The following is a 21,430-nucleotide window of genomic DNA, read 5'->3' on the forward strand; positions in this document are numbered from 1 at the left end:
CTTTCAGGAAGCAAAGGCAAGGACATGCTGAAGAAGAGCGTCAAGATTGGCGACAGTGAGCTGAGCATTGAAACGGGCCGTCTGGCCAAGCAGGCCGACGGCTCCGTGGTGGTTCGCTACGGCGACACCATGCTGCTGGTCACCGCGGTGAGCGCGCGGGAGAAGAAGGACGTCGACTTCCTGCCCCTCACGGTGGAGTACCAGGAGAAGCTGTACTCGGCGGGCCGCATCCCCGGCAGCTACTTCAAGCGCGAGGGCCGGCTGACGGAGAAGGAGACGCTGGCCAGCCGCCTGGTGGACCGCTCCGCCCGCCCGCTGTTCCCCGAGGGCTACGCGTACGAGACGCAGATCATCGCCGGCGTCATCTCCGCGGACCCGGAGAACGAGGGTGACATTCACGGCATCACCGGCGCCTCGGCGGCGCTGTGGGTGTCGGACATCCCGTTCAACGGCCCCATCGCGGGCATCCGCGTGGGCCGCGTGGAGGGGAAGTTCGTGGCCAACCCCACGGCCAAGCAGCGCGAGCAGAGCGACATCGACCTGGTCATGGCGGTGAGCCGCGAGGCCATCGTGATGGTGGAGGGTGGCGCCGAGGAGGTGAGCGAGGCGGACATGGTGGCCGCGCTCGAGTTCGGCAAGCAGGCCGTGCAGCCCGCGCTGGACATCCAGGACGAGCTGCGCCGCGAGCTGGGCAAGACGGTGCGCTCCTACGAGAAGCAGGCCTCCATCGACGAGGGGCTCAAGGCCAAGGTTCGTGAGCTGGCCTGGGACGGCATCGTCAAGGGCTACACCATCAAGGAGAAGGGCGCTCGCTACGAGACGCTGGGCAAGGCGAAGAAGGAGACCGTCGCCAAGCTCAAGGAGCAGCTGGGCGAGACGTTCACCCCCACCGTGGAGAAGCACGCCAAGCAGGTGGTGGAGGACCTGAAGTACGAGCACATGCGCCAGCTCACCGTGGACGGGGGCCGCATCGGCGCCCGTGGCCACGCGGAGGTCCGCAAGATTACGTGCGAGGTGGGCGTGCTCCCGCGCACCCACGGCAGCGCGGTGTTCACCCGCGGCGAGACGCAGGCGCTGGTGGTGACGACGCTGGGCACCAGCGAGGACGAGCAGCGCCTGGAGCTGCTGGGCGGCATGGCCTTCAAGCGCTTCATGCTGCACTACAACTTCCCGCCGTTCAGCGTGAACGAGACCAAGCCGCTGCGCGGCCCGGGTCGTCGCGAGGTCGGCCACGGCGCGCTGGCCGAGCGCGCCCTGCGCAACATGGCGCCCAAGAGCGACTCGTTCCCGTACACCATCCGCCTGGTGTCGGACATCCTGGAGTCCAACGGCTCCTCGTCCATGGCCTCGGTGTGCGGTGGCACGCTGGCGCTGATGGACGCGGGCGTGCCCATCAAGGCGCCGGTGGCCGGCATCGCCATGGGCCTGGTGAAGGAGGGCGACAAGGTCGCCATCCTCTCGGACATCCTCGGTGACGAGGACCACCTGGGCGACATGGACTTCAAGGTGTGCGGCACCTCGAAGGGCATCACCTCCATCCAGATGGACATCAAGATCACCGGTCTCACCACGGAGATCATGAGCCGCGCGCTGGAGCAGGCGCGTCAGGGCCGCATCCACATCCTGGGCGAGATGCTCAAGGCGATGCCCGAGGCCCGCAAGGAGATCAGCCAGTACGCTCCTCGCATCACCACCATCCAGATCCGTCCCGAGTACATCAAGAACGTCATCGGGCCGGGCGGCAAGGTCATCAAGGACATCATCGCGCGCACGGGCGCCTCGATTAACATCGAGGACTCGGGCCGGGTGGACATCGCGAGCGCCAACAGCGACGCGGTGAAGGCCGCCATCGCGATGATCCAGGCGCTCACGCGCGAGGCGGAGATCGGGAAGATCTACACGGGCACGGTGCGGAAGATCGCCGAGTTCGGCGCCTTCGTGGAGCTGTTCCCGGGCACCGACGGCCTCATCCACATCTCCGAGCTGTCGGACAAGCGCGTCAAGAGCGTGTCGGACGTGCTGAAGGAGGGCGACGAGGTGCTGGTGAAGGTGGTCAGCATCGACAAGACGGGCAAGATCCGCCTGTCGCGCAAGGAGGCCATGGCCGAGCGCGCCGCCGCTCAGCAGCAGACCACGCCGCCCACGGGTGACGGGGCTCCGGCCGCCGCGCCCACCACGCCTCCGACCGCGAAGGCCTGAGCAGGCTAGCAAGCTCCTCGGGTTGAGCCTGAGGAGCGGGTGCTCTCACGTCGCCCTCTTCCACCTCGGTGGGGGAGGGCGTTCGTGTTTCTGGAGGGCCGGGCTGGGTCACTTGGCACCTGGAGCCAATCCGGGGAAAAATCCTCCCTGCTGCCCGTGCGTTGAAGGCGCGAGCACGCTCCCGGAGCCCTCGTGTCCCTGCGCCCGCTGACGCCTCCCGCCCAGCCGTCCGGCCCTCTGTCGGGGCTGTCGCGCTTCATCGGCGGCTTCCGCTGGGCCTTCATGCCGCTGGGGCTGCTGGCCCTGGTCGCGGTGGGGGTTCACGCCGCGGCGGACACGCTCGATGACCGGTTGCTGACGCTGGTGGACATGGCGGATGCCGCCTTCGACCGGCTGGTGGGGTCCTCCACCGTCACCGAAGGGCTGGTGGACTTCGTGTCGCTCGAGCAGCGCACCCTCATTGCCCGTGCGCTGGCGCTGGTGTGGGAGCTGTCCGTGGACCTGGTGCTGGCCCTGCCCGCGCTGGGCTATCGCGAGTCCAAGGCGAAGGAGGAGGAGCCGTGGCGCAAGTACCTGGCGCAGGACACGCGCCCCACCTGGCGCCAGCTCTTCCAGCGGTCGCTGCGCAAGCCCACCACGATGCGCTGGACGCGCCCGTTGGCAACGGCCGCGGTGGTGCTCGCCGGGGCGTGTGCGGTGGCGCGGCTCGTCCAAGGCACGGTGTACCTCTCCTGGCGTGAGCTGCTGGGGGAGGGCGCGGCCGACATGGCGGCGCGAGGGCTGGCGTTGAGCGCGCTGGCGGGCATCCTCGTGACGCTGGGCTGGCGCGCGGTGCTGCGCAACCTCCAGCACGCGGACACTGCCTCGGAGGAGAATGTCCGCAATCGGCTGCAGGCCCTCTCCTATGGGCTCATGGGCTCGGCGATGGCGGTGCCCCTGGCGCTCGCCGCGCTGCTGGATGCCTCTCCTGTCCTCTCCTTCCTTCGCTGAGGTGGCCCCGTGTTCTCGCGCAATGCACGTGGCCTGCTCGACTTCCTGATGGCGGCCCTGTGCCTCTGGACGGCCTATCACCACACTCCCGCGGGGGCGCTGGCGCGGCGGGCCGGGGCCTGGGCCTTCAACTCCCGAAGCACCGCCCGCCCGCTGCTGGCCTACTACGACGGGGTGAGCAGTTCGGGGGTAACGACCTCCGCGCTCGTGCCGGCGGCGCCTCTGACACGGCCTCTCTCCGACGCCGAGACGCTCGCCTATGGCACGCACCTGGCGCTGAAGGGACTTCAGCCCAAGGCCCGACAGCACACGTTGGCGCTGGCCGCCGAGTTGGGTGTGTCCTCGGAGGCGCTGCTGGACGCGGCGCAGGGGCCTGTGGCGACGCGGAAGCTCCTCGATGCCCTCGCGAGTGACTTCCCGCACGAGGAGTCCCGCATTGCCGCCCTGTTCGCTGGCCGCATTCCCGCGCGCTATGCCCTGGAGCGGGTGTCGGCGGAAGGTGGAGCACCCACGCTGGAGCGACTCTCCCAGCAGTTGCCTCCGGGCTTCGAGGACGCCACGGTCGGCGCGGCCCAGGCGCTGGCGCTCACCACCGCGTTCGGGCTGACGTGGCCTGTCTCGGAGACGGCGCGCATCTCGAGCCCCTTCGGTTATCGCATCCACCCCACGTTGGGCACACGCAAGCTGCACACCGGCGTGGACATCAGCGTGGCGCAGGGTACGGAGGTGCGCGTGGTGGAGGACGGCACAGTTCGCCGCGCGAGCGAGGACGCGGTGAACGGCCGGGTGCTCATCATCGACCACGGCCGAGGAGTGACGACGGCCTACTGTCACAACTCGGAGTTGCTCGTGAAGCGGGGCCAGCACGTGAAGCGAGGCGAGCTCATTGCCTACTCGGGCAACACAGGTCGCTCCACCGGGCCGCACCTGCACTACCAACTCGAGCTGTCCTCGCAGCCCGTGGACCCGCTGCGCTTCCGCGTCCGGTCGAACGCCGTGGCCACCGAGTCCAAGCCCTGAGCTTAAGGGCCGCTCCCGGGCGCCATAAGGCAAGGTCCTCGGCGGGGGCTCCGCTTCCGTGCTACTTCGCGGGGCATGTCCTCCCGCGTGACCCTCCAGGTGCGCCGTGTGCGCCCCAACCACCCGGATCCGTTGCCCCTCCCCCGGTACGAGACGGCGCTCGCCGCCGGGTTGGACCTGCGCGCGGACATCGAGGAAGAGCGCACACTGAAGTCCCTCGAGCGCTTCGCCGTGCCCACCGGGCTCGCCCTCGCGCTGCCCCCCGGCTACGAGGGGCAGGTGCGCCCCCGCTCGGGCCTGGCGCTCAAGCATGGCGTCACCTTGCTCAATTCTCCGGGCACCATCGACGCGGACTACCGGGGCGAGGTGCAGGTGATCCTCGTCAACCTCTCCCAGGAGCCCTTCACCCTTCGTCGCGGGGACCGGGTCGCCCAGTTGGTGGTGGCGCCCGTCACAACCGCCGAGATTCAGGAGGTGGCCCTTCTGGATACCACCCCACGGGGTGAGGGGGGCTTCGGCTCGACAGGTCGATGACACGGGACCGTTCCTTGCTGGCCCGGGAGCGGGCAGGATAAGGAGAGAGCGGGCCCTGTGCCGGAGGCCCGCGAGGACCTGGAGTCCATCCCCCGTGCTCTGCAAGCGCTGTGGCAGCCACGTTCCCGAGACGAGCGATTCCTGCCCGACCTGCGGCCTGAAGTACGACGCAGCCGCCCGGCAGGCCGCGGGTGCCTCCGCGCGCAAGCGGGGTGCGGTTGAGGGCGCTCCCTACAAGGCGGGTGATGTAGCCGCCGGGCGCTATGCCATCCGCGAGCTGGTGGGCGCCGGTCCCGTGGGCTACGTCTTCCGGGCGCTGGACCAGACGCATGACGTGGAGGTGGCTCTCAAGGTCATCAACCCCCGGCTGCTCCAGGAGCCCGAGGAGCGCACCCAGTTCTCCCTGGTGCTCCGGGTGGGCAAGAAGCTCGGCCACCCGCACCTGCTTCGCGTGTACGAGGAGGGCTTTGATCAGGACCGGCCCTTCTTCACCACGCAGCTCGTCGAGGGCATGACGCTGCGCCGCATGATGGAGATGCGCGTGGCCAAGGGGCAGCCCTTCACCCTCAGGGAAGTGGAGCCGCTGCTGGGCCAGCTCGCCAGCGCGCTGGACGCCGCGCACCGTTACGGGCCGCACTCGGACCTCAAGCCCGAGAACATCATCGTCCTGCCGGACATGCTCAAGGTGACGGACTACGGGCTCGCGCTGGGCCTGCCGCGCCCGCCCTTCGTCCAGGCCCAGAAGGGCTTCCGTGCCGATGGCTACATCGCCCCCGAGTACGCCTCGGGCGGTGAGATCGACACGCGCATGGACCTGTACTCGCTCGCGGCCATCGTGGGCGAGATGCTCACCGGGCTCATGCCGGATGGCGACGGCATCCCCGAGGTCCTGATGAAGAATCCGGACCTCCCGCCCGCCTTCGAGGCGCTCTACCGGCGCGCGCTCAACGCCAACCCCACCGCCCGCCCGAGGACCGCCGGAGAGTTCGCCGCCGAGTTCTCCTCCATCGTGGCGAGCAACTCCTCGGGGACGAGTCGCCCTCCCAAGTCCGCGCCGCCCGTGGGGCAGTCCGCTTCGTCTTCCACGGCGCGCACAGGGGACAAGCCTCCCCCGCCGGTGCCTACGGATCAGCTCCCTGTCGTCAACATCGCGCCGCCCGTGATGGTTCGTCCCGCGTTGAAGGACGACGCGCCGGTCGATGCCACCCAGCCCATGGACGCGGCGATGCTGGCCGCCATCATGGCGGCTCCGCCGGGAACCGCCCCTCCCGCCGGGGGCCAGGCGCCAGCGCCTTCCGAGCCGGTCGCGAAGCCCACCGCCCAGGTGAAGCCCGCGGAGCCTCGGCCCGCGCCGAAGGCGAATGCGTCCCCAGCCCCCACTCCGCCTCGTGCCGCCGCGAAGCCCGCGGCCGCGCCTCGGCCCAAGAAGGCTCCCGACAAGCGCTCCCAGCCCGTGCTCTGGCTCGTGCTGCTCACGGTGGCGGGGCTGGCGACGGGCTCGGCGGGGGGGTATGTGCTTCTGAAGCGGCTTCGTGCAGGGCAGGAGACGGGCACTCCGGCCGTGGGAGGGCAGGACCCCGGCCGCACTCAGCCGGTCAATCCGCAAGCCAGCCCGGTGAGCGACCCGATGGCACCCGCGGGAAGCTGTCCCCCAGGGATGCGGCTGGTGAGTGGCGGGACGTTCAAGATGGGGGCTCCCGCGGGCGAAAAGGACAAGACGTTCGACGAGCGCGAGCTGGAGAACGTCCAGGTGGCCTCCTTCTGCATCGACGAGTACGAGCACCCCAACCAGAAGGGCAATCCGCCCACCATCAACGTGAGCTGGCTGGAGGCGAAGCAGGCCTGCGAGAGCCTGAGCAAGAGGCTCTGCACGGAGGAGGAGTGGGAGAAGGCCTGCAAGGGTCCGGGCAGCGCCCGCTTCCCTTACGGCAATGACTTCGACCCGGACCGCTGCAACACCGAGGACGCGTCCAACAAGGACCGTGCGGTGGCCGCCTCGGGCAGCTTCCCGCAGTGCCGCTCGGCCTACGGCGTCATGGATCTCTCCGGCAACGTGACGGAGTGGACCTCCTCGACGAGCCAGGACGGGACGGTCATGGCTCAGAAGGGTGGAAACTTCGCCCGCTCGGATAGCTCGGTGCGCTGCTCGGCGCGCAGGAGCGTCGTGCCCACCGAGCGCGACCAGAACCTGGGCTTCCGTTGCTGCGCGGGTGTCGGACCATGAGCCTGGCGAGGGGGGCCCTGCTGCTCGCGCTGCTGCCCGTGATGGCCGTTGCCCAGGCGCGCCCCAAGGTGGTGGCGGTGAAGTCCGCGGACCTGGCGGCCTACGGCTCCGTCATCGCCGGCTTCCGCGCCGAGGCCGACGCGGACGTGCAGGAGGTGATGCTCGACGAGAGCAGCGCCACCGCCGCGCGTGTCTTCAAGAAGCTGGCGACGCAGAAGCCCTCGCTGGTGCTGGCGCTGGGGCCGCTGGCGGCCAACGCCGCGCGTCGCTCCCTGAGCGAGGACACCCCCGTGCTCTTCGTCATGGTGCCCTACTTCGAGAAGTATGGCCTGGAGGGCCCCAACGTCACCGGCATCGCGTTGACGAGCGACTACACCCCGGAGCTGGGCGCTCTCAAGGCCATGGCTCCCAAGGCTCGCAAGGTGGGCATCCTCCACGATCCGCGCTTCTCCGCCCGGCAGGTGCAGATGGCGCAGGAGGCGGCCGGAGGCCTGGGGCTGAGCATCGTCCCGCTGGAGACGGACGGGCAGGGCAAGGTGGAGAAGGTGCTGGAGGGAGCGGCGGGCAAGGTGGATGCGCTGATGATGGTGGCCGACAAGACGGTCGCCAACACCACCGTGTTCCAGGCGCTCATCGCCTTTGCCCAGGCGCAGAAGATTCCCGTGGTGGGGCTCACCGTCAGTCAGGTGAAGGAGGGCGCCACGCTCGCGGTGTCCCCCAGTCCCACGGCCATCGGCCAACAGGCGGGGCGGCTCTCCAACCGCATCATCCACGAGAAGGTGGACCCTGGAGCGCTGGCGGTGGCCCAGCCGGAGGGCATGGACATCGTTGTCAATCTCACCGCCGCGCGGAAACTGGCCTCCTCCTGTGATGCCGCGATGGAGCTGATGCGCTATGCGGCCAAGCGGGACTTTCCCGTGAGGGTCTACGAGTGATTCCGCGATACAGCCGACAGGAGATGACCTCCCTCTGGTCCGACGTGGCCCGCCTGCGCCGCTGGCGCGACGTGGAGCTCGCCGCGCTGGAGGGCATGGTGGAGGCAAAGCTCGCCCCACGTGAGGCGCTGGACGATTGCCGCGCCCGTGCCGGTGACTTCAGCCCGGAGGACGCCGCGCGCATCGAGGAGATCGAGCGCACCACCAAGCATGACGTGATCGCCTTCCTCACCTTCATGGAGGAGCGGGTGGGGCCCAGCGCGCGTTGGCTGCACCTGGGCATGACGTCCTCGGATGTGCTGGACACCTCGCTGGGGATGACGCTCCGTGACGCGCTGGACCTCATCCTCAAGGGGCTGACGCGGGTGATGGCGGCGGTGGAGAAGCGTGCCTTCGAGCACCGCCACACGGTGATGATGGGGCGCAGCCACGGCATCCACGCCGAGCCCATCACCTTCGGGCACAAGCTGGCCATCTGGTACGACGAGCTGAGTCGTGCCCAGGCCCGTCTGGAGCGCGCGCGGGAGACCATCGCCGTGGGGAAGATCTCCGGCGCGGTGGGCACCTTCGCGCACCTGCCTCCGGCGGTGGAGGAGCACGTGTGCCGCAAGCTGGGCCTGCACGCGGCGCCGGCCTCCAGCCAGATCGTCCAGCGAGACCGGCACGCGGAGTACTTCACCGCCCTGGCCCTGTTGGGCTCGAGCATCGAGAAGTTCGCGGTGGAGATCCGCCACCTGCAGCGCACCGAGGTGCGCGAGGCGGAGGAGGCCTTCACCGCGGGGCAGAAGGGCTCCAGCGCGATGCCGCACAAGCGCAACCCCATCCTCTCGGAGAACCTCACGGGGCTGGCGCGGCTGCTGCGCGGCTACTCGCTGAGCGCCATGGAGGACGTGGCGCTGTGGCACGAGCGGGACATCTCTCACTCCTCCGTGGAGCGGGTAATCGGCCCGGATGCCACCATCGTGGCGGACTTCATGCTCCACCGCTTCGCGGGGCTGATGGAGAACCTGCGCGTCTACCCCGAGCAGATGGCGAAGAACCTGGAGCTGCTGGGGGGAGTGGTGAACTCGCAGCGCATCCTGCTGGAGCTGGCGCGCAAGGGCATGGACCGGCAGGCCGCCTACGTCGTCGTCCAGCGCAACGCGATGAAGATGTACGAGGAGGGCGTGGACTTCCGCCAGGCGCTGCTGAAGGACGCGGACCTGCTGAAGATGATGACGCCCGAGGAGATCAACGACTGCTTCTCCACGGGCTACCACACGCGGCACGTGGACGACATCTTCCGCCGGGTGTTCGGGCGCAGCCAGTAGTCGCTAAGCCCAGCCGTGCCCGGCGTTCGGCCCCGTGGTCGCCGCTCGCCGGACCTCTTCCTTCAGCGCTCCGATGATGGCGTCCAGCTCCGTCTGGATGGCGTGGATGGCGGCGCGGATCCGGCCCGCGTCGCTCTCCTTCTCCGCCAGGGCCCTGCGGCCCTGCTGCAGCGCGGATTGCAGCGCGTGAGCCTCCAGCAGCTCCAGGGTCATCTTGATCTTGTGAGCGTGGAACTCGAACTCCTCCGGGCTGCCGTTCTCGAGGGCCTTCTGGAACTCGTGCTTCTGGGTCTCGGAGGTGGTGATGGCGATGGTGGCGAACTCGATCAGCGCCTCGGGATCGCCCTCGGCCAGGCTCCGGAACTTCTCCAGGTGGAAGGGCGGGGGCGCCGCGGTGACGTCCGCTGCTTCGTATCCCCGCTCCGGCGCGCTCGCAGCGAGGCTGCTCGCGGGAGTGGCATTGGAGCGAGAGGCGTGCATGGCGATCTTCGCGAAGAGCTCATCCGGCCGGAACGGCTTGCCGACGAAGTCCGTGAAGCCGGCGGAGGCGAGCCGCTCCTCCAGGCCCATCCGGGCCGAGGCCGTCAGGGCCAGGATGGGCAAGCGCCGGAAGCGCTCCTCGGGAAGCGCTCGGAGGGTGTGGGTGGCGGCGTAGCCATCCATCTCCGGCATCTGCAGGTCCATCAACACCAGGTCGTAGGGCGTCTTCTGGAGCTTCTCCACGGCCTGCCGCCCGTTGCCCACCACGTCGAAGTGGATGCCCCATTTCCGCAGGAACTGTGAGAGCACGAAGATGTTGATGGCGTTGTCTTCGGCCACCAGGACCTTGAGCCCCTGGACGTCCTGCGCGTTCGCTCCGACCTGCGCGGGGCGCTCGACCGCTTTCTCCACGTGAGCGACCTTCAGGCGCAGGCTGAAGGAGAACGACGAGCCCGCCCCAGGCACGCTCTCCACGCGCATGGTGCTGCCATACAGCTCCAGCAGCTTCTGGCAGATGGCGAGGCCCAGGCCGGTGCCTCCGTACGTCATGTTGACGTCGTAGCTGGCCTGGGTGAACTCCTCGAAGATGTGCCCCAGGCGGTCCTGGGGAATCCCGATGCCCGTGTCGGTGACCTGGAAGTCCAGGCCGACGGCATCCGAGAGCACCTCTCGGGTCCGCAGCGCCACCGTCACGGTTCCCGTCTCGGTGAACTTGATGGCGTTGCCCAGCAGGTTGCTGAGCACCTGGCCGATCTTGACCGGATCCCCCATCAGCCAGGCGGGCACCTGCTCGTCGATCTCCACCTGGACCGAGAGCTTCTTCTCCTCCACCTTGGCGTTGAAGCCGCAGACGATGCCGTAGATGAGCTGGCGCAGGTCGAAGCGCCGCTCCTCCAGCGTCACCTTGCCTGCCTCGATCTTGCTGAAGTCCAGCACGTTGTTGAGCAGGCCCAGCAGCGTCTCCGAGGAGGCTTGCAGGACGCTGACGTACTTCTCCTGCTCGGGCGAGAGCTCCGTCTGCAGCAGCAGCCCCGACAGCCCGATGATGGCGTTCATCGGGGTGCGGATCTCATGGCTGATCATCGACAGGAAGTCCGCCTTGGCCTTGGCGGCCTGCTCCGCCTTCTTCCGGGCCAGCTGCAGCTCCCGCTCGTAGTTCTTCCGGTCCGTGATGTTGAAGAGGGTGGTCCGGTTGAGCAGCGGCTTACCCTCCGCATCCCGCTTCTGGAAGGTGCTGACCAGCACCGGCAGCGGCAGGCCGCTCTTGCACATCAGGTCGAAGTTGACCTCCTGGACCAGGCCCTGCATCCGCAGCAGGGGCCCGTAGTGCGTCTCGTGGTAGATCTTCCCCCCCATGCCCAGCAGGTCCTGGAACCGCTTGCCGCCCAGCAGCTCCTCGCGCTGGTAGCCCGTCCAGCTCAGGAAGGTCTGGTTGACCTTGACGATGGTGCCGTTGGGCAGCGTGGAGATGTAGCCACAGGGCGCGTTCTCATAGAGGTCCTCGACGCTCTCCTCGATGAGCGCCGCGTCGGTACCGCCATGGGGAGGGGCTGAGGTATTCAAGGCGGGTTCAAGGACCTATGCCGCGAGGAAGCTGCTCATGGCGGCGATGGTTTCCGCGGGCTCGCTGAGGTGGGGGCAGTGCCCCGTGGCGCTCAGTTGGTGGAAGTGGCTGTTGGCCAGGTGCTGGTGCAGGTACCGGCCCACCGCCTCTGGCGCGATGATGTCCTCGCTGCACTGGAGGATGAGCGCCCGCTTCTTCAGCTTCGGCAGGTCGGTCCGGTTGTCGGACAGGAAGGTGGCGCGCGCGAAGTGCTTGGCGATCTCGGGGTTGGTTCGACAGAAGCTGTTGGTCAGCTCCTCGCCGAGGTGCGGGCGATCCGGGTTGCCCATGATCGACGGCGCCATCGCGCTGGACCAGCCAAGGTAGTTGCTGTCCAGGGACTCGAGCAGCCCGTCGATGTCTCCCCGGCTGAACCCACCCACGTAGTCGCCGTCATTGATGTAGCAGGGGGAGGGGCCGATCAGCACCAGCTTGTCGAACCGCTCCGGCTCGGCGATCGCCGCCAGCACGCCGATCATCGCGCTCACCGAGTGCCCGACGAAGACGGCGTCCTTCAGCGCCAGCTCGCGGCAGATCTCCAGCACGTCGTCCGCATAACCCTTCAAGCTGCTGTATTTGGTGCGGTTGAACGCGGAGATGTCGGACTGTCCGGCGCCAACGTGATCGAAGAGAACGATGTGGTAATCGTCCTGGAAAGCGGGCGTGATGAACCGCCACATGTTCTGATCACAGCCATAGCCGTGGGCCAGGACCATGGCCTTCCTGCCGCGCCCCATGACTCGGACGTTGTTCCTCTTGAGCGCGCTCGCGGCCATGGTGACTTCCCTTTGGATTCCAGGTGGCACGGGTGCGCCACCGCATCAGGGTAGTTCAAGAGGTTGGGGCGAAATTCCACGGCCGCAAGGGGCTCCGCGAGGAATGTGGACTAGCGCCCACTCCCTCGGAGCCCGTGTTCATTGGCGGATAGCCGGTGTCTACAGGTGCCCCGCCGCGCGCAGGTTCTGCTCGATGCGCGCATGCACGTCACCTGCCTCCAGCTTCAGCGTCGTGCCGGTGATGCGCTCGTAGGCCGCCAGGTACTTCTCCGCCAGGTCCACGCGCACCGCGTCGGGGATCTGCGGCGGGGTGCCCTGTCCCGAGAAGTTCCGCTCGCGGATGAGCCACTGGCGGATGTTCTCCTTGTCCAGCATGCGCTGGTCCTCGCCCTTGGCGAAGCGCGCCGCGTACTCGTCCGCCACCCAGTAACGGCTGGAGTCCGGGGTGTGCATCTCGTCGATGACGTACAGGTCGTCGCCCACCTTGCCGAACTCGTACTTGGTATCCACGAGGATCAGCCCGCGCGTGCTCGCCCAGCGCTGGCCCTCGGCGAACAGGGCCTTGGCCGCCTCGCACAGCCGTGCCCAGTCCCGGGGACTGGCCAGCCCACGCGCCAGCAGCTCCGCCTCCGAGATGGGCTCGTCGTGCTGCCCGTACTGCGCCTTCGTGGAGGGCGTAATCACCGGCTCGGGGAAGGCCTCGTCCTTGCGCAATCCGGAGGGGAAGGGCAGCCCGTAGGCGGTGTGCGTGCCCTTCTGGTAGTCGCGCCACAGGCTGCCCGTGAGGTAGCCGCGCACCACCATCTCGATGGCGAAGGGCTCACACGCGCGCGCTACGGTGACGTTCGGGTCCGGCACCTCCAGCACGTGGTTGGGGACGATGTGCTTGGTTCGCTCGAACCAGAACGTCGCCAGGCGGTTGAGCACCTCGCCCTTGAAGGGCAGGGTGGTCAGCACATGGTCGAACGCGGAGAGTCGGTCCGTGGTGACCAGGAAGAGCCGATCGCCCTTCCGGTAGGTGTCGCGGACCTTGCCCTGGTAGCGCGTTCCCAGGGTGGGGAACTGCGTCTGCCGGAGGGTGTGCGGAAGCTGGGCGTGGAGAGCGGACGTGTTCACGAGGCGCCTCGAACCCCGCGGGCCTGCGGGGAGGCGCGGACTCTACTGAACGGCCGCTGGGGTGGAAGCGGGACCTGAGGCGGCTGCCAGATAGAGGAAAGCCGGGTTGATGCGAACGATGCCGTCCACGTAGGCCACCGCGTACGGCGCGCCCGTCACCCGGTCGACCTGCACCGGCCCCGCGGGGTGGATCTGCCAGTGGGTGAGCAGCGTGCGCGCCACCAGCTCGGCCGCCTCGCGCTCGGAGAGCCCCTGGAGGCTGTCGCGGCGATCCTCGGGCCAGCGATCACCGGTGCGCCCGTCGAACGCCAGCTGCAGCGCGGCTCCCGAATCCGGAGCCTGCAGCAGGTCCATCCGCGCCTCGAAGCCAGGCGCCGCCACCAGCTCGCCGTTGTGGCTCATGGGGAACAGCACCAGCGCCTGCGCCGCGCGGCCCGTCTCCTGCTCCGACAGCCGCGCCAACTCGCGGAACAGCTCCAGCCGCGTGGAGGCGGACTCGAACTCGAGCGCCTCCGGAGAGCTGGTGAGCGCCTGGCGCGCGGTGATCGACATGCGCGTGGGGGTGCCCGCCCCGCCACAGGCGGTCAGGACAAAGACGGAGAGCAACAGGCCAGGCACCCAGCGACGCATCGGCCGGAATATACCGATCCGCTCCCGGAGCAGCCAGATAAACTCGGGGCCATGAGTCTGGGTTTGCACCTCTCCGTCGTTCTCCACCAGACGCGATCTCCCGACAATCTCGGTGCGGTTGCCCGGGTCATGGCGAATTTCGGCTTTTCACGCCTCATCCTGTCGGACCCTGCCACCTACGCCTTCCGAGGCGCCGAGCGGCTGGCCGTCAAAGGCGAGGCGGTGCTGGAGCGGATGGCCGTAGCGAAGGATCTGCCCGAGGCCCTCAAGGACTGCGTGTACGCCGTTGGCACCACCTCTCGTACCCAGCTCAAGGGGCGCGCCGCGCTTACCCCGGAGCAGGCGGTGCGACGGCTGGCGGAGGAGAGCGCGCGGGGCCGGGTGGGGCTGGTGCTCGGCGGAGAGCAGCGGGGCCTGTCCGACGAGGAGCTCGCCGTCTGCACCGACGTGCTCGTCATTCCCACGAGCGAGGTGCAGCCCTCGATGAACCTGGCGCAGGCGGCGGCGGTGCTGCTCTACCTGTGCAGTCGGGAGGGCGCGCAGCAGGCCGTGCCCGCGGCTCCCGAGCCGGGCGCGCGCATGGGGACGCTCAACGCGCTGGGCGGCCGCATGCAGCAGGTGCTGTTGTCGGCGCAGTTCCTCAACCCGCAGGCGCCGGAGCATGTGCTGCACGAGCTGGAGCGGACGTTGTTACGGGCGCAGCTGACCCAGCGCGAGGCGGAGCTGTGGCTCACGGCCTTCAAGCACCTGGAGCGTGCGGTGAAGCAGGGCGCCTCTACTCCTTAGAAGGGAGAGGCGCCCGGTACGAAGAGAAGGGGACGGCTTTAAGCCGCCGCCTCCTTCTTGTAGGCCTCGCCGTAGTGCTTCTCGCACAGGCCAGCCTTGCCCGCCTTCGCGCGGCACTCCGGCTTGGAGCACGTCTTGTAGCGCGAGTGCGGCAGCTCCTCCTGGCGCCACTTCTTGTAGTGGAAGAAGCAGTAGCCCTTGGCGCGGTAGGGGCGCTTGCAGTTCGCGACAGTGCACGCCTTCTTGCCATTGCCCTTGGCCGTACGCGGCCAGCTCTTGTGCGGGTTGGTCTTCTTGGCTTCCTCGGCCATGGGGTTCCTCTCTCTTGCGATGCGGTGCCGGACGCCACGTCTTGGTGGCCCACCCGGGTACGAAAAAGGCGCACTGTGTAGCGCCCACGCAAGGGGAACGCAAGCCGGGCAATGAGGTAGCAGGCAGGCGAGGGGCCTGAACCCGTCAGGGAGACGGCGTGGCGGCCGGCTCCGGAGCCTTCACGGCGGCCCTCGGAGCGGGCTGATCCGTCCGTACCCGCTCCAGCCGGGAGCCGGTGGGCTTACGAGGAGGCGAGCGCCGGGCGGCCACCGCCGGGGAGGCCGTCTCCTCGGTGGGCAGCTCCTCCAGCTTCACCCGCAGTTTCAGGGGCTGGGCGCCCCGGCGCACCTGGAGCACCACGCTCTTGCCGACGCCGCGCGCCGCCACCTGCCAGCGCAGCTTGTGCGCCCGGTCCACCTTCCGGGAGTCCAGGCCGACGATGACATCTCCCACGCGCAGGCCAGCCCGGCCCGCGGGGCCCTGCTCCTCGACGGCGGAGACCACGACGCCACTGCCGCGCGTGGACAGCCCGTACTCCGCGGCCAGGTCCTTCGAGTAGTCCGCCACGGCGATGCCCATCCACCCGCGGCGCACCTTGCCGTGCGCCTTGAGGTGCGGGAGTACCGCCTTGGCGATGTCGATGGGGACGGCGAAGCCGATGCCCTGGCCCGCCACGTTCACCGCGTTGGCGATGGCCACCACGTCCCCGTGCAGGTCCAGCACCGGCCCGCCCGAGTTGCCCGGGTTGATGGAGGCATCCATCTGCATGTAGTCGAAGTCACCGTCGCGCCCGTTGGGCGTCACGTCCTGGCGGCCCTTGTAGCTGACGACGCCCACCGTCACCGAGTGCGCCAGCCCGAAGGGGTTGCCGATGACGACGATCCAGTCGGCCACCTCCACGTGGGAGGCCGAGGACAGCTTGAGCGCCTGCAGCTTGCGGCCCGTGTCGACCTTCAGCAGCGCGCAGTCGGTGCGCGGGTCCTGGCCCACCACCTTCGCCGGGAAGTCCTCGGGGTAGCCGCGCGGGGAGAGCACCGACACGAACACGTCCGAGGCGCCCTCCACCACGTGGGCGCTGGTGAGGATGTAGCCGTCCGGGTGGATGATGAAGCCCGAGCCGATGCCCTTCTGCGGCTCCTCACCGGAGACGGCGGAGTCGGCGCTTGCCTGGTGGGTGGTGATGGAGACCACCGAGGGCATGGCCGCGCGCGCCACCTGGCTCAGCGTGGAGCGCTGCTGGTGGACTTCCTGGCCCTTGGCTTCGAGCCACAGCCGTCCCCCTCCCGCCCACGCCGGGGCCGCCACCATCACCGCGTACGTCACCGCCGCCAGCAGCACGCCCTTGACCCGCGTCCTCGACATGGACCGCCTCCACACCCGACCACCTTGGCGCGAAGCTAAGGAGGCACGGGAGGTAGCGGAAGCGGCAGGGGGCCGGGCGGGGAGCGCTGCTTACTTCTTTTGGGCGATCAGTCGGTTCACCGCCTCACGGTCCTCGGCGGTGATTCGCTCGCGGGGCGCCCCTTCCGTCTTGCGGCCGACAGCATCCTTGGCGTCCTCGAAGGCGTCCTCCAGCCCACCCTTCACCCGGTCCACCCCGTCCTTCATCTTGTCCATCTGCGTGGGCCGCGTGGCGCGCTTCCACGCCTTCTCCATGTGGTCCAGCGGCGAGCGCCCGTCGATGTTCCCCTTCGCCAGGAAGATGCCCAGCGCCACCGCGCACACCGTCCACACCAGGAACTTCAGAATCCCCATGCGTTTACACCCTCCTACCTCCTCGTACACCGGAATGAAGGGGGAGGCCAGTTTCCAACGCGGGAGGACTTGGGCGCTGACAGGGGAGGCAGGGCGCCTCTAATGTGCGCGGCCTTGCAGCCCGAAGAACTCTTCCAGGCGGCCCAGGAGCGGGCGGCGCAGATCGATGTCCGGCGCAGCGGTCTGCCGGCGGCGTTGGAGCGCGTGCGAGCGGATGCCTCGGCGCTGTTCGCGCGCATTCCCGAGCCCCCGTTGTACCGGCGCGCGGAGGATCCGGCGCGCAAGGCGGCCGAGGCGCTGCTGCCCGAGGTGGAGCGGGTGCTGGCGATGGCGCTGGCGGTGTCGTACGAGCGGGAGGCCCCGGCGGCGATTCACGGCATCCTCGCGGCGGTGCGTGCGCACGGCGAGGCGCTGTGCCACACGGTGAGTGGGCGGCTGGGACAGGCGGAGTCGGCCTGGCGGCGGGCGCTGGAGCTGGAGCGGGCGGCGCACCCCACGCGCAACCTGGTGACGCAGGCGCCCCGGCAGCCGCCGGTGTTCGACAAGTCCTCGGGGGCCTCGCGGTATGACCCCCGGGAGGCGCCGCACGCGAAGGTGAAGCTGGTGTGCCCCAACACGGGGTGCAAGCGCATCGACGACTACGCCTTCACGGCGAGCCACGCCTACCACCGCTTCGTGTGCCCGGCGTGCAACACGCCCTTCCTGGCGTACTTCGGCGAGCTGCGGATGCTGGAGGTGGAGTCGCACCGCAGCTCCAACCGCTACCTCTTCACGGTGGATGAGATCGCCGGCGGGGGTAGCTCGCGCATCGACTTCGAGGAGGCCAGCGGCGCTGAGTTCCCCGCGGCGCGCAGGGACCTGCTGGCCTTCCTCTATACGGAGGCGCGGGAGCTGAAGGCGGTGGTGAACGTCACCAACGGCCGGTTGATGTGGATCAGCCCAGCGGCTTCCTGCTTCCTTGCTACGGCGGCCTTCGGCGAAGGGGCGCCCGAGCTGGTGGCCTTCCGAGCGTTCCGGGACGATGTGCTGCGCCACCATGGGCTCGGCCGGGCCTTCATTCGGGGCTACTATCGCCATGGTCCCGGGGTCGCGGAGTGGGTGGTGCGCCACCCGCGCGTGCGGACCGGGGTGCGCGGGGCGCTGACGCTCGTGCATCGGGGCTTGATCAGGAGTGGACACGCGTGACGCAGCAGGTGACACCGCCACAGAACGAGGGAGCACCCAAGCCGCCCGCCCGTAGCGCGGGGGACTGGGGGGCCACGGCGCTGCTGGTGCTCACGGCGCTGTTCGGGCTCGGGGGGCTGGTGTACCTCGGGGTGACGGAGGCACAGCGCTCCAAGATGGTGCCGGAGGGCGCCAGGCCCATGAGCTTCCAGTTGGGGCGCTACGGCGGGGGCACGCTGGCGCTGGAGGACCTTCGGGGCAAGGTGGTGATGCTCGACTTCTGGGCGACGTGGTGCCCGCCGTGCCAGGAGGAGATGCCCGCGCTGGTGAAGCTGGCCAAGGAGTACGAGAGCCAGGGGCTGGTGTTCGTGGCGGCCAGCCGGGATGACGACGACGTGAAGGAAGAGGTGGTGGACCAGTTCGTCAAGCGCTTCCTGCCGGAGCTGGGCCCCTACGTGGTGTACGCCAATGACGACGTGGCGCGGGCCTTCAAGGTGGAGGCGCTGCCCACGCTCTACTTCCTGGACCGCGAGGGCAAGGTGACGGACGCGGTGCGCGGGATGATGAGCGAGGCCGCCTTGCGCAAGCGTATCGAGCGGGCGCTGAAGCCCTGACGCATGGAAGCCTCGCGTGGTGGCCTGGTAGGCCTGTTCGGGCGCCCCTTCCTCAACCTCGAGCCCTACCTGGACCTGAAGCGGCTCGAGTCGCTGGACGATGAGATCTGCTACGCGCTGGCCCAGGTGCAGACGGGCTACACGGGCGGCAGCCACAAGGCGATGGGGATCGTCCCGCCCTCGATGGCGGAGGACCCCTACATCGACTACGGGCAGGTGATTCGCGGCTTCAGCGAGGCGGAGTTCGCCACCTTCCTGTCGCTGGGGCAGGAGCCCGGGGCGTTCGACCCGAAGTTGCGGCACACGTACGAGTTCGGCGAGGAGCGCGAGCACCCGCTCACGCGCGAGCAGATGCTGTTCCTGAAGTACAAGCACGGCGTCTACTTCCCGTGGAAGGTCTTCTACGAACTCATCCCCGGCGGCTACTGGAGCGAGAAGAGCAAGGCCAAGGACTTCACGCGGGAGGCGCGGCTGTACTTCCCGCGCACGGTGGCGTTCGTCCAGTCGCTGCCCTTCCAGGAGATCGGCCGCTGCACGGTGATGGGGCTGGAGGCCAACGATCATGGCACCGTCCACCGCGACGGTGAGCCCGAGGAGCAGACGGCCCCGGACCACTTCATCACCGTGAGCCCGCGCGGCAACAAGCGGCTGTTTCTCTGGGAAGAGGAGGCGCGGCGCAAGACACCGGTGACGGGCCGGGCCTACTGGTTCAACGATTTCGACTACCACGGCGTCGAGGCGGATCCGTTCTTCCGCTACTCCCTCCGGGTGGATGGCGTCTTCACTCCGGAGTTCCTGGAGCGGCTGGGGCGGGACTTCGAGGTGTCCTCGGGCAGTTGAGGTAGGCTTCCCGTCCCATGGAGCTTCGCCCCCTGTACCTGCTCACCTTCAGTGGGATCACCACGCTGATCCTCCTGCTGCTGTTCCGCCTCGGGCAGCGGTTGGTGTCCCCCTCGCACACCGTGCGAGAGGACCTGGAGCACGACCACACCGCGCGAGCGCTGCTGCAGGTGGGGCAGGTGCTCAGCGTCTTCCTTATCGCCGGCTCGGTGGTGGCGGGCTCCGTGCAGGGCGAGAGCGTGGCGCAGGATGCGCTCTGGGTGGCCGCCTACAGCCTGCTGGCGCTGGGGCTGCTGGCCGTCTTCGGGCACCTGGGGGTGAAGGTGCTCCTGCGCTCGCGGCTGCCGGCGGAGATCGAGCGCGGCAACACCGCGGCGGGGCTGGCGGCCGGCGCGCATTACCTGGCCACCGGCATCATCCTCTCGCGCTCCATCTCCGGCACGGACCTGAGGACGCTGGGCATCGCGCTGGTGTTCTTCGTCATGTCTCAGTTCGCCCTGCACCTGTTCGTGGTGCTCTTCCGCACGCTCACCGCCTATGACGACGCGGAGGAGGTGCTCGGGGAGAACGTGGCGGCGGCGATCAGCTACGCGGGCGTCACCATCTCCCTGGCGCTCATCATCGGTCACGCGGTGGAGGGCACCTTCGAGGGCTGGGGGCCGTCGCTGAGCGGCTATGCCAAGGCGCTCATCTTCATCCTCACGCTCTACCCGGTGCGCCAGCTGCTGGTGCAGACGCTGCTCCTGGGGGCGCGCTTCACGCTGCGCGGGGGCCGGCTGGACCAGGGCATCGCCGCCGAGCGCAACCTGGGCATGGCCGTGCTGGAGGCGGTGGCCTACCTGGCCGCGGCCTTCCTCGTGACGCGCATCTCATGAACGCGTCCTCCTTGAGCTACGAGGCGCTCGCCGAGCGCCTGCTCGCCACGGGCATCGTCACGGATCCGTGGCTGTCCGGCACGCCGCGCTTCCGCGTGGAGCCGCTGCTGCTGTCGCGCGAGCGTCAGGCGCGGCTCTACCGGGCGGCCGAGGACGTGGCGGCGGCCTATCACGAGCTGAGCTTGGCGTGCGCCGCCTCGCCGGAGGTGCTGGAGTCCTTCTTCGCGCTCACGCCGTTCCAGCGGCTCATGTGGCAGGTCTCGCAGCCGTTCTGGCATGGCATCGCCCGGGCGGATGTCTTCTTCACCCGGGACGAGGGGCTGGCCGTGTGCGAGCTCAACAGCGACACGCCCACGGGCGAGGCCGAGGCGGTGTTGCTCAACCCGCTGGTGCAGCCCTCCTGGCCGGGCACGGTGGACCCGAATGGGGAGCTGGGCGAGCGGCTGTGCCAGATGGTGGAGTCGCTGGCGGGACGGCTGCTGGTGCCGGTGCCGGAGCGGCTCTCGGTGGGCATCATCTACCCCACGGAGATGCCCGAGGACCTGGCGCTCGTGCGGCTGTATCGCGCCTGGTTCGAGGAGCGCGGCTGGACGGTGTCGCTGGGCTCGCCCTTCAACCTGTCGGCGGGCGCGGACGGGCGGGTGTGCCTCTTCGGGGAGCCGTGTGACGTGCTGCTGCGCCACTACAAGACGGACTGGTGGGCCGAGCGCCTGCCGGTGTGGGGCGACGAGGAGCCCGCCGAGGACATGGCGCCGCTGTCAGGCCCCTTCTCCGTGGTGATGCAGGCGTGCCTGGAGGGCCGGTGCGTGGTGGTGAACCCCTTCGGAGCCGTGCTCACGCAGAACAAGCGGGCCATGGCCTTCATGTGGGAGCACCACGAGCGCTTCTCACCGCGCGCCCGCGCCACCATCCGCGCCTTCGTCCCCTACACGGTGCGGATGGAGACGGTGCCCATCGAAGAGCTGGCGAAGGATCGGGAGGGCTGGGTGCTCAAGTCGGACTACGGAGCCGAAGGGGACCAGGTGCTGGTGGGCCGGCACACGGTTCAGGGCGACTGGAACGCGGCGCTGGTCCATGCGGTGCCGGGCCGGTGGGTGGCCCAGCGCTACTTCGCGGCGGAGGAGACGGCGGGTGGCGAGGCGGTCAACCACGGTGTCTACGTCATCGCGGGCGAGGCGGCGGGCCTCTATGCCCGCGTGCAGCGCGGCGCCACGGACACGCAGGCCTTGAGCGCCCCGGTGCTCGTGGTGCCCTGAGGGAGGCTCGG

At 69.1% G+C, this 21,430-nt stretch carries 20 protein-coding genes; 13 read left to right on the top strand and 7 right to left on the bottom strand.

Features of this window, described 5'->3' with window-relative positions; genetic code table 11:
• Positions 1-24 precede the first annotated feature (24 nt).
• The 7 genes from pnp to purB all read left to right on the top strand — a co-directional run bounded on the left by pnp (position 25) and on the right by purB (position 9,212).
• The gene (pnp, locus tag SYV04_RS20270; RefSeq protein ID WP_321547487.1) at positions 25-2,199 is read left to right on the top strand and encodes a polyribonucleotide nucleotidyltransferase; all 2,175 of its coding nucleotides are present in this window, start codon (positions 25-27) and stop codon (positions 2,197-2,199) included.
• A gap of 192 nt (positions 2,200-2,391) precedes the next feature.
• Positions 2,392-3,189 carry a hypothetical protein gene (locus SYV04_RS20275; protein WP_321547488.1) on the top strand — a complete coding sequence of 266 codons (798 nt, stop codon included), beginning with the start codon at positions 2,392-2,394 and terminating at the stop codon, positions 3,187-3,189.
• 9 nt (positions 3,190-3,198) lie between these two features.
• Positions 3,199-4,209: a M23 family metallopeptidase gene (locus SYV04_RS20280; protein ID WP_321547489.1), complete on the top strand. Its 1,011-nt coding sequence runs from the start codon at positions 3,199-3,201 to the stop codon at positions 4,207-4,209.
• Between the two features lie 75 nt (positions 4,210-4,284).
• Positions 4,285-4,743 (top strand): dUTP diphosphatase, encoded by a 459-nt coding sequence (dut, locus tag SYV04_RS20285; RefSeq protein WP_321547490.1) that lies wholly within the window; start codon positions 4,285-4,287, stop codon positions 4,741-4,743.
• A 94-nt stretch (positions 4,744-4,837) separates the two neighbouring features.
• Positions 4,838-6,967 (top strand): SUMF1/EgtB/PvdO family nonheme iron enzyme, encoded by a 2,130-nt coding sequence (locus SYV04_RS20290; RefSeq protein ID WP_321547491.1) that lies wholly within the window; start codon positions 4,838-4,840, stop codon positions 6,965-6,967.
• Positions 6,964-7,902 carry an ABC transporter substrate-binding protein gene (locus tag SYV04_RS20295; RefSeq protein WP_321547492.1) on the top strand — a complete coding sequence of 313 codons (939 nt, stop codon included), beginning with the start codon at positions 6,964-6,966 and terminating at the stop codon, positions 7,900-7,902. The genes SYV04_RS20290 and SYV04_RS20295 overlap by 4 nt, the downstream gene beginning before the upstream one ends.
• Entirely contained in the window at positions 7,899-9,212 is a 1,314-nt protein-coding gene (purB, locus tag SYV04_RS20300; protein ID WP_321547493.1) for an adenylosuccinate lyase, read from the top strand. The genes SYV04_RS20295 and purB overlap by 4 nt, the downstream gene beginning before the upstream one ends.
• Positions 9,213-9,215: 3 nt before the next feature.
• Here purB and SYV04_RS20305 read toward each other — a convergent pair whose 3' ends face one another.
• The 4 genes from SYV04_RS20305 to SYV04_RS20320 all read right to left on the bottom strand — a co-directional run bounded on the left by SYV04_RS20305 (position 9,216) and on the right by SYV04_RS20320 (position 13,817).
• The gene (locus SYV04_RS20305; RefSeq protein ID WP_321547494.1) at positions 9,216-11,255 is read right to left on the bottom strand and encodes a PAS domain-containing hybrid sensor histidine kinase/response regulator; all 2,040 of its coding nucleotides are present in this window, start codon (positions 11,253-11,255) and stop codon (positions 9,216-9,218) included.
• 15 nt (positions 11,256-11,270) lie between these two features.
• Positions 11,271-12,071 carry an alpha/beta fold hydrolase gene (locus SYV04_RS20310; protein ID WP_321547495.1) on the bottom strand — a complete coding sequence of 267 codons (801 nt, stop codon included), beginning with the start codon at positions 12,069-12,071 and terminating at the stop codon, positions 11,271-11,273.
• 159 nt (positions 12,072-12,230) lie between these two features.
• The gene (locus SYV04_RS20315; protein WP_321547496.1) at positions 12,231-13,187 is read right to left on the bottom strand and encodes a phosphoribosylaminoimidazolesuccinocarboxamide synthase; all 957 of its coding nucleotides are present in this window, start codon (positions 13,185-13,187) and stop codon (positions 12,231-12,233) included.
• Positions 13,188-13,229: 42 nt separating this feature from the next.
• A complete protein-coding gene (locus tag SYV04_RS20320) occupies positions 13,230-13,817 on the bottom strand; it encodes a hypothetical protein (RefSeq protein WP_321547497.1) in 588 nt (195 codons plus the stop codon).
• Positions 13,818-13,868: 51 nt separating this feature from the next.
• Between SYV04_RS20320 and SYV04_RS20325 the strand changes: the two genes are divergently transcribed.
• Positions 13,869-14,603 carry an RNA methyltransferase gene (locus SYV04_RS20325; protein ID WP_422723953.1) on the top strand — a complete coding sequence of 245 codons (735 nt, stop codon included), beginning with the start codon at positions 13,869-13,871 and terminating at the stop codon, positions 14,601-14,603.
• Between the two features lie 38 nt (positions 14,604-14,641).
• On the opposite strand, the gene SYV04_RS20330 is transcribed toward SYV04_RS20325, so the two are convergent.
• From SYV04_RS20330 to SYV04_RS20340, 3 genes are all read right to left on the bottom strand, one after another.
• Positions 14,642-14,914 carry a vegetative protein gene (locus SYV04_RS20330; RefSeq protein WP_321547499.1) on the bottom strand — a complete coding sequence of 91 codons (273 nt, stop codon included), beginning with the start codon at positions 14,912-14,914 and terminating at the stop codon, positions 14,642-14,644.
• 145 nt (positions 14,915-15,059) lie between these two features.
• Positions 15,060-16,277, bottom strand: coding sequence for a S1C family serine protease (locus SYV04_RS20335; RefSeq protein ID WP_321547500.1), 1,218 nt, complete (start codon positions 16,275-16,277; stop codon positions 15,060-15,062).
• A 90-nt stretch (positions 16,278-16,367) separates the two neighbouring features.
• A complete protein-coding gene (locus SYV04_RS20340) occupies positions 16,368-16,670 on the bottom strand; it encodes a hypothetical protein (protein WP_321547501.1) in 303 nt (100 codons plus the stop codon).
• Between the two features lie 102 nt (positions 16,671-16,772).
• Between SYV04_RS20340 and SYV04_RS20345 the strand changes: the two genes are divergently transcribed.
• Genes SYV04_RS20345 through SYV04_RS20365 form a run of 5 tightly spaced genes read left to right on the top strand, consistent with a single transcriptional unit; the run spans position 16,773 to position 21,419 of the window.
• Positions 16,773-17,855, top strand: coding sequence for a CFI-box-CTERM domain-containing protein (locus SYV04_RS20345; RefSeq protein WP_321547502.1), 1,083 nt, complete (start codon positions 16,773-16,775; stop codon positions 17,853-17,855).
• Entirely contained in the window at positions 17,852-18,448 is a 597-nt protein-coding gene (locus SYV04_RS20350; RefSeq protein ID WP_422723954.1) for a TlpA family protein disulfide reductase, read from the top strand. The genes SYV04_RS20345 and SYV04_RS20350 overlap by 4 nt, the downstream gene beginning before the upstream one ends.
• Before the next feature lie 3 nt (positions 18,449-18,451).
• Positions 18,452-19,288, top strand: a complete 837-nt coding sequence (locus tag SYV04_RS20355) for a hypothetical protein (RefSeq protein ID WP_321547503.1) — start codon at positions 18,452-18,454, stop codon at positions 19,286-19,288.
• A 17-nt stretch (positions 19,289-19,305) separates the two neighbouring features.
• Positions 19,306-20,163: a DUF350 domain-containing protein gene (locus SYV04_RS20360; RefSeq protein WP_321547504.1), complete on the top strand. Its 858-nt coding sequence runs from the start codon at positions 19,306-19,308 to the stop codon at positions 20,161-20,163.
• Positions 20,160-21,419 carry a glutathionylspermidine synthase family protein gene (locus tag SYV04_RS20365; RefSeq protein WP_321547505.1) on the top strand — a complete coding sequence of 420 codons (1,260 nt, stop codon included), beginning with the start codon at positions 20,160-20,162 and terminating at the stop codon, positions 21,417-21,419. The genes SYV04_RS20360 and SYV04_RS20365 overlap by 4 nt, the downstream gene beginning before the upstream one ends.
• Positions 21,420-21,430 lie beyond the last annotated feature (11 nt).

The organism is Hyalangium ruber (genome assembly GCF_034259325.1).
Lineage (GTDB): Bacteria > Myxococcota > Myxococcia > Myxococcales > Myxococcaceae > Hyalangium_A > Hyalangium_A rubrum.